At 42.8% G+C, this 14,687-nt stretch carries 11 protein-coding genes; 10 read left to right on the top strand and 1 reads right to left on the bottom strand.

The window, feature by feature from the left end; genetic code table 11:
- The first annotated feature begins 3 nt into the window (after positions 1–3).
- From SJY16_RS16340 to SJY16_RS16325, 4 genes are read left to right on the top strand one after another with little or no spacing between them, the layout of a single operon-like run.
- Entirely contained in the window at positions 4–1,941 is a 1,938-nt protein-coding gene (locus SJY16_RS16340; RefSeq protein ID WP_377890818.1) for an IucA/IucC family protein, read from the top strand.
- Entirely contained in the window at positions 1,938–3,935 is a 1,998-nt protein-coding gene (locus SJY16_RS16335; protein ID WP_377890817.1) for an IucA/IucC family protein, read from the top strand. Before SJY16_RS16340 ends, SJY16_RS16335 begins: the two co-directional genes overlap by 4 nt.
- Positions 3,928–5,154: an MFS transporter gene (locus SJY16_RS16330; RefSeq protein WP_377890815.1), complete on the top strand. Its 1,227-nt coding sequence runs from the start codon at positions 3,928–3,930 to the stop codon at positions 5,152–5,154. Before SJY16_RS16335 ends, SJY16_RS16330 begins: the two co-directional genes overlap by 8 nt.
- A gap of 15 nt (positions 5,155–5,169) precedes the next feature.
- Entirely contained in the window at positions 5,170–6,384 is a 1,215-nt protein-coding gene (locus SJY16_RS16325; RefSeq protein WP_377890813.1) for a type III PLP-dependent enzyme, read from the top strand.
- 406 nt (positions 6,385–6,790) lie between these two features.
- Here the strand turns inward: SJY16_RS16325 and SJY16_RS16320 are convergent, their stop codons facing one another.
- The gene (locus SJY16_RS16320) at positions 6,791–7,522 is read right to left on the bottom strand and encodes a phosphatase PAP2 family protein (RefSeq protein WP_377890812.1); all 732 of its coding nucleotides are present in this window, start codon (positions 7,520–7,522) and stop codon (positions 6,791–6,793) included.
- A 137-nt stretch (positions 7,523–7,659) separates the two neighbouring features.
- Between SJY16_RS16320 and SJY16_RS16315 the strand changes: the two genes are divergently transcribed.
- The 6 genes from SJY16_RS16315 (at position 7,660) to SJY16_RS16290 (ending at position 14,683) form a co-directional block, all read left to right on the top strand.
- Positions 7,660–8,184 carry a DNA topology modulation protein gene (locus SJY16_RS16315; RefSeq protein WP_377890810.1) on the top strand — a complete coding sequence of 175 codons (525 nt, stop codon included), beginning with the start codon at positions 7,660–7,662 and terminating at the stop codon, positions 8,182–8,184.
- Positions 8,174–8,365: an NUDIX hydrolase gene (locus SJY16_RS16310; RefSeq protein WP_377890809.1), complete on the top strand. Its 192-nt coding sequence runs from the start codon at positions 8,174–8,176 to the stop codon at positions 8,363–8,365. The genes SJY16_RS16315 and SJY16_RS16310 overlap by 11 nt, the downstream gene beginning before the upstream one ends.
- Before the next feature lie 467 nt (positions 8,366–8,832).
- Positions 8,833–10,296 (top strand): sodium:solute symporter family protein, encoded by a 1,464-nt coding sequence (locus SJY16_RS16305; RefSeq protein WP_377890807.1) that lies wholly within the window; start codon positions 8,833–8,835, stop codon positions 10,294–10,296.
- On the top strand, positions 10,232–11,923 hold the full coding sequence (locus SJY16_RS16300) for a sensor histidine kinase (protein ID WP_377890806.1): 1,692 nt from the start codon (positions 10,232–10,234) through the stop codon (positions 11,921–11,923). Before SJY16_RS16305 ends, SJY16_RS16300 begins: the two co-directional genes overlap by 65 nt.
- Positions 11,924–13,300: a sigma-54-dependent transcriptional regulator gene (locus SJY16_RS16295; RefSeq protein ID WP_377890804.1), complete on the top strand. Its 1,377-nt coding sequence runs from the start codon at positions 11,924–11,926 to the stop codon at positions 13,298–13,300.
- Positions 13,301–13,441: 141 nt separating this feature from the next.
- Positions 13,442–14,683, top strand: coding sequence for an NRAMP family divalent metal transporter (locus SJY16_RS16290; RefSeq protein ID WP_377890802.1), 1,242 nt, complete (start codon positions 13,442–13,444; stop codon positions 14,681–14,683).
- The last annotated feature ends 4 nt before the right edge of the window (positions 14,684–14,687 follow it).

The following is a 14,687-nucleotide window of genomic DNA, read 5'->3' as shown; positions in this document are numbered from 1 at the left end:
CATTTGGAGCCCGCACTGAAAGAGAACGATAGAGAGAATAACTATGAAATCCAAGTGTTCCAACATATTAAAAACAATTACGAATCTTTGATAGGGACATACAGTGAGAACCTCGTGGTTGCAAGGAAAACAATTCTTCATCAATTGATTCAAGGGATCTTACGTGAAAACATCCTCCCGTACGAGTGGAGTGAGGATTCTGAATCAAGTGTTAAAACGGCTTGTATTCACTTATCAAAAGAGGAACAGATTTATATAAACGTGAGAAAGTATTACACACTAGGTCAAATCGATATCGAAGGGGACATTTTATATCGTAATAGGAACGGGAATGACCAAGTGATAGCGAACGGCGATGAGTTGTTTAACATTCTTATTAATAGCGGTGCGCAAATTGTTTCAGATAACTTGAATCAGTTTAGCGAGGAAATCACAAATAGCACATTAAACTATGGTTTAGCTTTAACTGCTGCTGAACAGCGCATGCTAAGTGTTCAAGAAGATGCGGCTCGATTGAAAACAGAGGATGCGTTCTCATATGTAGGGAGAAAAAGGTTGGATTCAACTTTCAGTCCTCTCACGTTCTTTGAGCAATGGGTCATTCAAGGTCATACGATTCATCCATGCTCACGAACGCGACTAGGTCTTTCGCCGATGGATGTAACGCGTTATGCACCTGAGTGGGGAGGACTACCGAACGTAATTCCAGTTGCGGTTCATAAGAAGTACTGTCGATCCACGATTAGGAAGCGAAGCGCAACACAGATATTGATGGAAGAGTATCCAGAGCTTGTATCCGAGTGGAACACAATCGCGTCAGAAAAAGGAATCGAACGAAAGGATTATGAGCTTATCCCAGTTCACCCATGGCAATTCAAACATACGATTTCAGAACATTACCAGGATCTGATCGAAGCTGATTTCATCATTCCCTTAACAAGCACGATAAAGACAGCTGCACTTGTTTCGTTTCGTTCCCTTGCTCCGATGGATCAGATGAAGCATCACATCAAAACAGCGATTAATGTTCAGATGACAAGTGCGGTTCGAACTGTCTCTGCAGCATCAACACATAACGGTCCATTGATTTCATCGGTTCTTAAGAACATAGAAGCGCGTGATTCGTTTATCTCAAAAACGTTACGGTTTATGGGAGAAGATGCTGGGATTCATTTTGAACCTGGGGATGTGAACGCGGAAGAACGCCATTTCCTTCAGAAGAACTTTGCTGCGATTTTGCGAGAAAATCCTGAAGCAGCTCTCGGTAAGGATGAAATTGCGATACCGGCAGCTGCTCTGATCGCCGATTCGCCAGTATCGCAAAAGTTGATTCTTGAAGAACTCGTGCAAAATTACAAAGAGAAGATGGAGATTGAATCCATTCAAGTTGCTGCTGAAGAATTCATGAAGCGATATTCTGAAGTGTTGCTCCCAGGCATCATGAGTTTGATCACAAAATACGGCATCAGCCTTGAGGCACACTTGCAGAACAGTGTTTGTGTGTTTAAGAATGGTTTACCTGAGCGCGTGATCCTTCGTGATAATGGAGGAATCCGTATCATCACAGAACGTCTCACGAAGTTTGTGGAATTAGAAGAGCTTGATAACAGTACGAACTTACTGACGACGAAGCCTGAAGAGCTGCACGATATCTTTTTCCATGCACTCATCCATAATCACCTCGGTGAAATGAACGTCGCACTTTCGCGGAGGCTTGAACTTGATGAAGGACGGCTTTGGAACCCTGTGCGGGAAGTCGTTGAGAACGTCTATGATCACCTACAAAAGGATCCTGAGGTTTCAGTAGACGATCAAGTACTTTTGAAAACAAAGCAATCGAGTATGAAAGCACTCGTGAAAATGCGACTGACAGACAAGTACACAGAGAATATGTATGTAGATATCGTTAATCCTTTACACAATGAGGTGTTTGAGAAATGACAATACAAATGATCAAGAGACCAAATCATGATGTTAGTAAAGGATTCATGCTTGAAGCTGAAGTGGACTGCATGCGATTTATTATGAAACAGATGCCGTCCTATCTGAACTATTTTATCGCGAATCTAGAAAAAGGTCGTAAAGGAATTCTTCATAAATTAGCTTCGTCGATCTTAAGGGAGAATATCAATGATCTTTATAAGGATGCGATTGACTTAAAGAAAGTCGGTTCGGTCTTTGTCGTGAAAAGTGAAAAGAAAAACGAGTTATCAAAAGCATTTTATTCTCACCTTCAAAAGACGTTGATCCGTGAGGATCGAACGTATAAAGTCGTTCAAGTAAAAAAAGGTGTGCTGATCTTTCCGATTAAGCATCAATACGCGTTTCAGCGAATTGAAACAACGGATACCATTCTTTTCATCGATGATAGCGGAGTTTCTGAAATTAAGGTGGCCTCAGAGCTCATTCAACTCCTGTTCGAACCCGGTGAGCAAGTTGAATTGTTCATCACAGAACTTGATAACGGTACAGCAAATCTCACGTTAGCCTATATGTACGACGATCTTTGGAGGAAAGACATTCAAGAAGATGCGAAGGCACTACAAGCAACTTCGACGCTTGAATACCTCGATAAAAAGAAGAGGGAAGTTTCGCCTTCCTTATTCTTCGAACAACTCATCCTTGAAGGTCATCATCTTCACCCAGGCGCGAAAACAAAAATCGGTTTGTCGCAGAGTGAAGTGTTTCGCTTCTCTCCAGAGTTTCACCAATCGTTTGCTGTTCGCTTTGTAGCGGTTGATCGTGCGCTTGTTGTAACAACAGCAAAAGTGAAAAGAATGCTAGAAGAACATTATTATGAGGAATGGGAGCAGTGTTGTGCTGAGCTTAAGGAAAGAGGTATAAACCCTGAGCAGTACGATATTATTCCGGTTCATGAATGGCAATATGAACACGCGATTCCTGTTGTGTATGAGAAAGAATGTAGCGAAGGGACGGTCATCTTGATCAAGAATGTGACGCTTGAGGCACAGGCGACTTCCTCATTCCGAACCGTCTATGCGAAGAACAAAACGGCACCTTCGTTAAAGCTTGCGGTCAACAGTCAGATGACGTCTACCGTCCGTTCGATTTCAACGCAAACGGCGCTGAATTCAACGCTTTTCACAAACATGATGACTCAGATTATGGCTCAAGAAAAGCATTTGAAAGACTTTGTTCCGTTGAATGAAATAGCGGGGATGGCGTTCAAATCAGAAGAAGAATTAAAAAGCCGTAATTTAACGATGCTGTTACGTGAGAGCATCGACGAGAAGCTTACGGAAGGTGAAGTGGCGATTGCGGGGCCAGCTCTTTATGCTCGTTCGCCGCTAAGTGATCAAACGATTCTCGCTGAACTTGTCAATCAATTCGCGAAGGCAAATAATTTAACGAAAAGTCATGCCGCTTTCCCGTTTTTCGATGAGTATATTGGGAAGGTTATTCCAGGATATCTGACGCTCATGGTGAAATACGGCATCGCCCTTGAGGGTCACTTGCAAAACAGCGTTCCTGTTTTTAAAGATGGCAGACTGTCACGTTTCTTCTTCAGAGACTGGGGAGGATCACGTATTTATCAAACGCGTCTTGAGCAACAAGGGATTCCGGTTTCATTCACACCTGGATCCGTTTCTGTAACAGATAACGTCTCTGACATGCATAACAAATTGTATTACACGGTATTTCAAAACCATCTCGGTGAAGTGATCAAGCAGCTTGTTCAGTATTCCGGAATAAGTGAAGAGGCATTCTGGAAGCGTGTGAAAAGGGTATGTGACCATACGTTTGACGTATTGTCAGCAGACAACGGAGAGAACGTATCGTTAGACAGAAGCTTTGTGTACCAATCAACGGTTATGCACAAATCCCTCACGAAAATGAGATTATCGAGCAAAAAAGGCGATTCGTACTGTGAGGTTTCAAACCCACTAGCTCATCTGGATGAGGATAATGGGTAAGCTAAAAAGGGTGGTAAACGAGCAATCTGCACTAACGTCGCGTTCATTTAGAACCTTTCTATTTAGCAGCTTTGTCGTTCGAACGTCGGATTGGATGGATTTGACGTTATTGAACTGGCTCGTGTATGAATTGACTGGATCACCGATGGCGCTTGGAATATTGAACGCATGCAGACTACTACCAATCCTCTTTTTTAGCCTTCATGCAGGGGTGCTTGCCGATCGTTATGATCGTAAGAAAGTTCTAGCATGGAGCTATACGGGGATGTTAGTCGGAACAGTCGTGCTCGCCTACATTGTGTTTCAACAGTATGCCGTGTATTGGATTTATGTAGCTGTATTTATACGATCGCTCTTTATGACGATTGAAGTGCCGGTAAGAAATGCGTTTCTATCTTCGCTTGTGGATCATATACGCTTACCAAGCGCGATTTCGATTCAAACGATGGTTATCAACCTTGCAAGAATGGTTGGTCCGGCACTCGCAGGTGTCCTGCTTCTCAAAGTGAGTCCCGCGATGCTATTTCTTATCATTGCAGGCGGTACTGCCGTCATCCTATTCACTCTGCCGAGCATTCAGCTTATGCCTCAATTGAACGTTAGCGCGCAGACGAAGGGGAGTAATAATAAAGAAGATTTGAAAGAAACGTTTCAGTATATAAAAGAAAACCATATGATCGTATCGATCTTGCTGATCGCGATCGCACCGATGATTTTTGGATTTCCGTATACGACGATGTTACCTTTATTCGCAGAAGATTTGATGGGAATGGGGCCAGATGGATTCGGATTGTTGCTATCGGTCTCTTCCATAGGTGCGATTCTGGCAACGCTCGTATTATCGATGAAGCAACCACGACATCAAGGAAAAGTGCTGGTACTATCAGCGCTGGGTTTTGGATTGTTTCTCGGATTCTTTATTCTGTTTAACGGAAATTATCTCGTGTCGCTCTTACTTATGTTGAGCGTTGGTTTCACAAGTCAATTGTATCGAACAACAAGCAGAATCACCTTGCAGATGCAGGTAGCGCACGCGTTACGTGGAAGAGTGCTCGGCATTGCATTGATGGATCGAGCGTACATTCCGCTAGGAGCATTGCTGATCGGCGCAATAGCTGCCCACTATGGCGCCCTTGCAGCAGGGTTGTTCATGGGTTTCGGCTGTTTCTTTACAACGCTTCTCATTGTATGGAAGCGCCCGGATCTATGGCATACATAAGTTGGAGGGAACACCATGATTACAATTAATAAAAGCGCAGTAGAATCATATCTTGAGCAGAATAATGAAAGTGATCCAGTTTGTGCATATGTGTATGACTTGGATCACTTAAAGGACCATGCTCAACATCTTAAAGAAAGCCTTCCGAATTTTTGTGAACTTTATTATGCAGTAAAAGCAAATCCAGCGGTACAACTACTAGAAACTTTGGAACCGATTGTGGACGGCTTTGAAGTGGCTTCGATCGGTGAAATCAATAAGGTGGACGAGTTATCGGAAAAGCCAATGTTGTTTGGCGGTCCTGGTAAAAAAGATCATGAAATGATCGAAGCGATGCAGCGAAACGTTGACTATATAAACGTTGAAAGTGTTCATGAATTGAATCGGATGGCTTATTTAGCAGACCAGGCACAGGTGAAGATTCCCATCTTGCTTCGCGTGAATTTGAGTACGAATGTATCAGATAGTCATATTCGTATGTCTGGTGTCCCAACTCAGTTTGGAATTGATGAACGGGATATCCGAGACGTAATCGATAAAGCACTCAAGTACGAGCAAATTGAGATCAAAGGATTTCATTTTCATGCGATGTCCAATAACTTAGATGTGGACGCTCATCTTCGATTTGTTGAGATGGCGATCGAAAAGGCATTAACTTGGCGAAAGCATTATGATCTCGAAGCACCGATCATCGATATCGGTGGCGGGATTGGAATCAACTACTGGGATACGAGTGATCCATTCGATTGGGATGCGCTTGCTGAAGGACTTTCAGCTTTTGAAGCCAAGTATATCGATGAAACCATCACGTTGTTTTTGGAAATCGGACGATACATGACGGCTGGATGTGGCTCTTACGTGTCAGAAGTCCTTGATGTGAAAACCAATCACGGTGAACACTTTGCCGTCCTCCGAGGGGGATCGCATCACTTGCGCTTACCTGCCGCCTGGAAGATGAGCCATCCGTTCAGAATTCATTCAGTTGAAGACTGGCACTACCCGTTTGAGCGTCCAGGGATTCTTAACTCAGAAGTGACGGTCGCAGGTGAACTCTGTACGCCAAACGATGTTCTTGTACGGAAGGAATTTGTTGATCAGCTTCGAGCGGGTGACATCATGGTTTTCGAATATGCTGGCGCATATGGATGGACGATTTCACATCATGATTTCCTCAGTCATCCACATCCTGAGCAAGTGTTTGTGGCTAATAACGTTGTGCATAAAGTGTAATGAAAGGTGTGGTGTTTAACACCATAAGAAAAGTCTGGTTACGAACCAGGCTTTTTTTTTATGGTGGATACATGCACACATTATTGATGCAATTAATGTAAATTATTCACAAAGATGTGTGTTTGAGGAGGGAGAGAAAATGGGGGTTAAGACGAAGCTACTGTCAGCTCTATTTTCTGCATTTTCAGGAATTGTAGTGTACATTTTACTAAGCACGGTAGTGATCATTATGATCGTCAGAGTGGACTCATTCTAAAATGCTTTGGATGATTAATATAAATCGGATGATTGTTAGATGATGAAGAAGCCTTTACCATCTCTAGAATAAAGGTAAGCCACACTAAGAAGTTTAGTGTGGCTACCTTTATGTGTGCATGTAGTTGATGATGACGTTCATTTCCGACTGTTATTCTTTTTTGTTTTTTCGTTGACGCCACAGCATGAGTTCAAGTGCCATGATACAAATCAGTAGCCAGGCTAAGCCGAGCGTGAGACCTGCCAATATGTCAGTGAGGTAATGAACACCGATGAAGATTCGGCTGAGGGCGATTGTAAAGGTCAAAACGCCAAGAATAGTATTGATTGCAATCTTCCATCTTCTATTGAGATTACTAATCACGATCAAGTAAAAGATGAAACCATAAAAGGTAATCGCACCTGTTGAGTGACCGCTCGGGAAGCTGAAGCCGGTTCCGTCAAACTGTTCAAGTACGTCTGGTCTTTCTCGTTCGAATAATACCTTTAATCCTTTTGTGAGTCCGCTGATTCCGAGCATATTGACCAGAAGGAAAAAGGAAAACCATTTGCTTTTATCTGAGATAAAGAGTAAATAGACGAGGATTAATCCTGTTCCGGTCGCAATCCACGGAACGGATCCTGCCTCGGTTATGTTGCCCATGATCGTGCTAAGAGTCGGGTTATCGATCGCACTGATGATTCGCGTTGCGATTTTGTCGATCATAAACTGTTCGTTCTCAACAACATCTTCTGCTAAAGAGAAGAAAAAGAAGAACGCTGCGCCGATCGTGATAAAACCACCTAATATGAGTGCGATCGATACTTTTGAGTAGTTTGATGGATGAATGTTCTTAAAAATCACGATGATTGCTCCTTTAATTAATATGTTGGTAAGTATCATTACCCTACTCTTAGAACCATTCAAACAGTTAAAGTGTGGATAAACGCTTCATTGATCTCAAAAATAGATTGTGCTTCTAAGGTTCGTTTGAAATAATTGGAAAGAAAAAAGGAACGGTGAGGCTTGGAGGAATGCGTATGAAACGAATTGTTATTATCGGATCAGGTGGATCGGGTAAATCGACGCTCGCAAGACAGTTAGGAAAACGATTAAACATTGGAGTCTATCACCTTGATGCGTTGTTTTGGAAGCCGAACTGGGAGGCTGTGCCAACAGAAGAACAAATAGAGATTCAGAAGCGACTGGTTATAGAAGACGAATGGATTTGCGATGGGAACTACGGTGGCACGATGGATATTCGTCTGCAGTCTGCTGATACGATCATCTTTTTGAACCTACCAAGAACCCTTTGTACGTATCGTGTCTTAAAACGAGCGGTTCAATACCATAATCGCACCAGACCTGATATGGGCGAAGGGTGTGAGGAAAGGGTTTCCTTTGGGTTCTTAAAGTGGGTGTGGGAGTATCCGAGAAAGAAGCGACCTGGCATTTTTCGAAAGCTAGATCGTCTTTCTGAGGATAAAAAGGTTTACCACTTATCTTCTAAGAAAGAGATCGACACTTTCTTGTCTAACATAGGAGGAGACGAACGTGTTCAATAAAGTATTTGGGATAGAGAAGCCTGAGGGGGTTACATTGAACGATCGAGAAGCGGTTCGAGCGGTTATGATAAGGGGTGATCGTATCCTTCTCGTTCATTCTAATTTAGGAGATTATAAGTTTCCAGGGGGCGGGGTTGAAGAGAGTGAGACGCATGCTGATGCCATATTGCAAAATGGGTGACCTTAGATGAAGCAATCGGTCAGAACAACGTTGCGTTGGAGAGAAACAGTCGGAACAGCTGGATACATAGAGAGAATGCTGTGCTAGTAGAATTAAAGAGGATGAACAACTTAACGTCGTAAGGAGCTGCCGAATTGGTAGTTCTTTTTTGGGGCTTTTTTCTCAAAGATTCTTGCTTTAGAAAGAATTTTTGTATAAAGAACCACACTTAGCTGATTGGAGCGGAAGGAGGCTCACCGCCCCGCGGAAAGCGAGCATCCTGGAGCGGAAATCACCCCCACTCTTATAGCAACAATGTTTATGAAAAAAGCCTATTTTTGAAAAGATGAACTCCCAGCCCTCATGAAGCACATACTGTTGGATATTCATGGGAAAATAAGGAGGTCATGGTTCATGCTCGTTATTTTGTATATAATGAAGCCTGGACATGATTGTCGGTTCTAAAGAGAAAGGAAAGGAGGGTTCTGATGGATGAGCTCCTTTATTTAGGTGTATTTTTAATTTATACAATTGCAATCTTAATTCTAGGAAAACACGGATTTGATAAAACGGATGAGCTACGAGGGTACTTTCTTGCAGGGAGGAACCTTTCGTTATTTCCAAGTGTCGCCTCCTTTTGTGCGACTTGGTTCAGTGCAGCGTCACTCCTTGGTTTACCAGGATTGATCTATGAAGGCGGCGTATCCGTTATTTGGACGACAGCAGTTGCGTGGCTACTCGGAATCATTGGGCTCTTATTTATTTCATCAAAACTTTATACATATAACGTTGTGACAGTGCCGGAGTTTTTCCTCGTTCGGTATCATTCTAAGCTTCTTCAAGTTTGGGTCGGCCTCATCTTGAGCGTGAGCTATTTATTGTACGTTGTCATTCAGATTCGAGGGTTCGGGATCGTCGTTAGTGAAATGCTTGAAATCCCCTACATTGTAAGCGTGTTTCTTATCTATCTATTTGTACTCTACACCACGTTTGGTGGACTACATTCAGTTGCTCGGACGGATATCTTTCACTTTTCTTTAATCATCATCGGAACGATACTAGGCTCGCTTTTTGTGGTGAATGAGATCGGTGGGTTTGAGGTTTTTGCGAATGATCTAGTAGTGAGGGTAAATAGAGGGGAATCTTATTTAGCATTGTTTCCTGAAGAAGGATTACCGTTTTGGACGCTGCTTAGCGCATTTTTTGCATTAGGTATTGGTGTTGCGGCGAATCCACAGTATGCCGTTCGAATATTATCTGCTCGTTCGAAAGCAATAGCTTGGAAGATGATTGCAACGAGTACGATCTTTCTTGTCATGATCTATTTTGCAATCTTTGTCATCGGTGTCGGGTCACGCATGATCGATCCTGAGGTGATCTTTGATAGTACAGATGAAATCTATCCATACGTGATTACATACTTGCTTCAAACACCATGGAAGGGAATATTGTTGATCAGCGTCGTGGCTGCTGCGATCTCAACAGCTAACTCTCAGCTACTAATTATGGCGAGTAGCTTTGTATATGATATCACGCTCCCGTTACGCAAAAAGAAGAGTGTGGATCAACAAGTGATTTCATGGACGCGTTGGGTGATCTTCATGTTTGCCACGTTTTCATTATTGATTGCGTTTCAACCGCCTGAAGGTATTGTACCCTTTAGTGGACACGTCTGGGGAATCATAGCGGTCTCTATGTTCTTTCCATTGTACGGAGGTCTTTATACGAATCGGTCAAAAAAGAATGCTGTTCTCTCAACGTTTGGTGGAATCCTTACGTATTTAATTGCATTTTTCCTTATTCCAGATCATGCACATACGGTTTATCATCCTGTCTTACCCTCTATTTTGATCGCGGGTATTCTTTATTTCTGGAAGGGAGGTAGGCATGATGAGAAATTCGATCGAACGCAAAATTTTAGTTCCTTTTCTGATCATCGTACTACTACCTAGTTTTATTATCGGTGCTGTATCGATGTGGGCGAGTTATCAGTCAGAGAAACAGCTGAAACAGGCAACGGTTAGTGAAACCTTAACGAGCATCGATCGCTACGTGGGCATCTTTGATGATCGTGTACAAAATGGTGAAATGAGTGAACGTGATGCAAAATCATTGATCAAAATTATGATTAATGAAAAAGTTGGTTTGTATGTCGAGGGTGATGAAGGGAGTTTCTACTCAGGTGGAAAGGAATATCAAGCAGAACAATTAGAGTGGTTAGATGGAAACAGTGAACCATCAAGCTTTGTTCTTGAAAAAATGGTGATAACTGAAGAGCTTGAACAATGGGGATGGAAGCTCTATTATCCAATCGAGTTCTCATTTTATTCTGGATCCCTACCTGATATCCAAAAATATACGCTGCTCATCATCATTTTCATGGGTGTGATTGCAGTGCAGTTCACAATCATCTTTTCTTATCATCTTTCAAAGCCCATTAAAAACCTTGCTGCTTATTGCAAGCGCATCGCAATGGGAGAGAGAGGGAAAGAGCCGGATATTAAAACAAATCGGAAAGATGAAATTGGTGTCCTTTCTCATTCATTAAAAGATATGGTCCAAACTCTGGATAAACGAAATGGACAGATTGAGAAGATCAAAAAGCTGAATGAAACAATATTGAACAGTGTCCATGTGGGGATGGTTCTTCTCGTTGAAGGTTCAGATTCAGTTTATAACGAGGCTGCAGAGCGCATGATGGACGAGGATCCTTCGCTCAAAGAACGAGTGAGACGATTAACTGTTCATGAGACGACGAAGAGAAAAGAAGAAATATGGAATCATAAACATAATGAAGAAAAGGTGTTTTATGCGGTAAACTATAGAGTGATAAAAGGAACTGAGCGAAATCGATCGATCATTACGTTTGAAGATATAACGCACCGTAGAAAGCTCGAGCAACGTGTAGAGCGCATGTCTCGTTTAGCTTCTTTGGGTGAGATGGCATCAGGAATCGCACACGAGATTCGTAATCCACTCGCAGGGATCAGAACAACGACGCAGCTTCTCATCCGAAGATTGGATCTTGGCGAAGACGAGCTCGCTTTAACAGAAAACATGCTGATCGACATTGACCGCGTGAACAAGATCATAACGAATATTCTTCAGTTTTCAAGACCACTCGATTCCAAACCATCCGTCATCAAGGTCGATGAGACCATGCGCTCACTCGTGTTGTTGATGGAGGGAATCGCAAGTGAGAAAAACGTTACATTGCATCATATCGAAAATGAATATGAGATTCTTGTTGATCGCGATCATCTTCGTCAAATCCTTCTTAACTTAATTATCAACGGAATAAACGCGATGCCACAGGGAGGAGAATTATCACTTTCTAGTGGGAAAACTGGAGAGAAGCGAACGATTTATGTGTCAGATACAGGAGTTGGCATGGAGGATAGCTTGTTGGATAAGATTTTCGATCCATTTTATACAACTCGCGCTGAAGGAACTGGACTTGGGTTATCGATCGTACACCAGCTTGTTGTGCAAAACAATGGCGAAATAGATGTAAGAAGTACACCTGGTAAAGGGACAACATTTTCTATTACATTCCCTACAAGGAAGGAGGAAGAGTAAATGGCAGTTAAGATTGGAATCGTTGATGACGAAACAACGCTGAGGCTGACTCTACAAATGTTTCTTGAGGATGAAGGATATGAAGTTCGATCAGCTTCCTCACTTGAAGAGGGCTGGAATTTGATTGAAGCGTTCAACCCACAGGTGCTGCTGTTAGATATTCGCTTGCCAGATGGAAACGGACTAGATGCCCTGAATGAATTCAAAGAACGGTATCCTCTTATGGCGGTCATGATGCTCACTGCATATGGTGATGCGAAAACGGCTGTAAGAGCGATAAAAGAAGGCGCGTTCGATTACTTAACGAAGCCGTTTGAATTAGAAGAATTAAAAATCACGCTAGAGAAGTGGAATAAACAGCAGCATCTCGAGAAAGAAGTCGAGCGATATCGTGAAGAAGAACGGCGTACAAAGCTCGTTCAAATGATCGGTGAGAGCGATCAGATGAAAGAGCTGAAAGGGAAGATCTCGTTGATTTCAGAGAGCAACGATACGACTGTTTTAATTCGAGGTGAGACGGGAACGGGAAAAGAACTCGTTGCCCGAAGTATCCATCAGCAAAGTAAACGCCATGCGGGTCCTTTCGTAGCAGTGAACTGCGCGAGTATTCCTGCAGACCTTATTGAAATCGAGCTTTTCGGCCGTGAAGAAAACTCTGTAAAAGACCAATCGAATGGGAAGGTCGGATTAGTAGAATGGGCTGACGGCGGCACACTATTTCTTGATGAAATCGGCGACTTATCGCTCGATATCCAAGTGAAGCTTCTACGGTTTCTTGAAGATAAACGAATTAAGCGCGTAGGTAGCGTGCATGATCTTGAGGTAGACGTGCGGATTATTGCAGCTACGAACCGTTCACTTGAAGATATGATTCAAGAAAAAGAATTTCGATCTGATCTTTATTATCGGTTGAACGTAGTCCCAATCAAATTATCTCCGCTCCGTGACCGCGATGAAGACATTATCATGTTAACAGAGCATTTCTTGAATGAGTTTTGTCAGCAAATGAGGAAAGATACCCCAACGTTACGAGCGGATGCAAAGAAACGCCTGCTCAACTACGATTGGCCGGGCAATGTGAGGGAGCTAAAGAATACGATCGAACGAATTGCGATCCTACATCAGGAGAAAGAGCTTGCTGCAACACACTTCGATTTCTTAAATCCTGTTGAAGGTCAGGTAGAAGGATCGAAAGCGATCGATGATGTTGTGTTCGAAGACTCCTTTTCACTTGAGGATCATATCGAGAGCATCGAAAAGAAATATATCGAAAAAGCCATTCAGGATTCAAAATGGAACATCACGCAATCAGCGAAACTGCTTGGGATCAGCCGTTACGCGTTGCAACGTCGTATTGAAAAGTATGATATTAAATGAGCGAAACCGCCCACATCGGGCGGTTTTTTTGTGCGGAATCTAATAAAATTATCTGAAAATTACGTGATAAAGTAGAGGTAAGAGATAAAAAGTTGCGATTCACTCGATAGATGATTCGTCATTTTTTTAGGAGGTTATTCGATGGGAAGTAGAAAGGAAAAGCCGGTTGAAACAGTTGATTTAGAACAAAATCGTCCAACGAAAAGCAAGTGGGGTGTCATCCTAGGCGCGGCATTCCTGATGGGTTCATCAGCGATCGGGCCTGGATTCTTAACCCAGACAGCAGTCTTTACTGAACAGCTACTCGCAAGCTTTGGGTTCGTTATCTTGATGTCGATCGTACTTGATATCGGTGTACAGGCAAACATCTGGAGAATCATTGCCGTTTCGAAGAAGAAAGGGCAGGATATTGCGAACATGGTATTCCCAGGACTAGGGTACTTTCTAGCATTCGCAGTCGCGCTAGGTGGACTAGCTTTTAATATCGGTAACGTTGGTGGAGCAGGACTCGGGATGAACGTCTTGTTCGGAATCGACCCTCGTATCGGTGCTGCCATTACAGGTGTCATCACGATCGGAATCTTCTTATCGAAAGAAGCGGGCGTGGCGATGGATAAGATTGCACGTCTTCTCGGTGGGGTTATGATTTTGCTTACGCTCTATGTTGCATTTCAAAGTAATCCACCGGTCGCAGATGCAGTCGTTCATACGTTTGCTCCGTCAACGATCGACGTGTTTGCCATCATTACATTGGTAGGTGGAACTGTCGGTGGTTATATCACGTTTGCTGGTGGTCACAGACTTCTAGATGCAGGGATTTCAGGTAAAGAAAACCTTCATCAAGTAACGAAAAGTTCTGTATCTGGTATTTTGATTGCATCGATCATGCGTGTCTTTCTATTCCTAGCGGTGCTTGGCGTTGTCACAACAGGATTTGCACTTGATCCTGCGAACCCACCTGCTTCTGTCTTCCAACAAGCAGCAGGCGCAATCGGATATAAGATGTTTGGGATCGTCCTTTGGGCTGCGGGAATCACTTCAGTCGTCGGTGCAGCATACACGTCTGTTTCATTCTTAAGAACGCTTTCGAAAAAAGTTGATAAGCATCATTCTGGCGTAACGATTGGATTTATCGCCGTATCCACCATCATCTTTTCATTTATCGGAAAGCCAGTTCTACTGCTTATTCTTGCAGGTGCATTCAATGGTTTGATTTTACCAGTAGCACTAGGAACACTACTCATTGCAGCATACAAGAAATCAATCGTTGGTGACTATAAGCATCCACTATGGTTAACGATCTTTGGCGGATTTGTCTTTATGATCACAGCGTATTTAGCAATTGTGACACTGATCGACAAAATCCCAATGCTATTTGCTTAAACGT

Source organism: Alkalihalobacillus sp. R86527 (assembly GCF_042466185.1).
GTDB lineage: Bacteria > Bacillota > Bacilli > Bacillales > Guptibacillaceae > Guptibacillus.
This window is presented reverse-complemented; position numbering and strand designations above follow the sequence as displayed.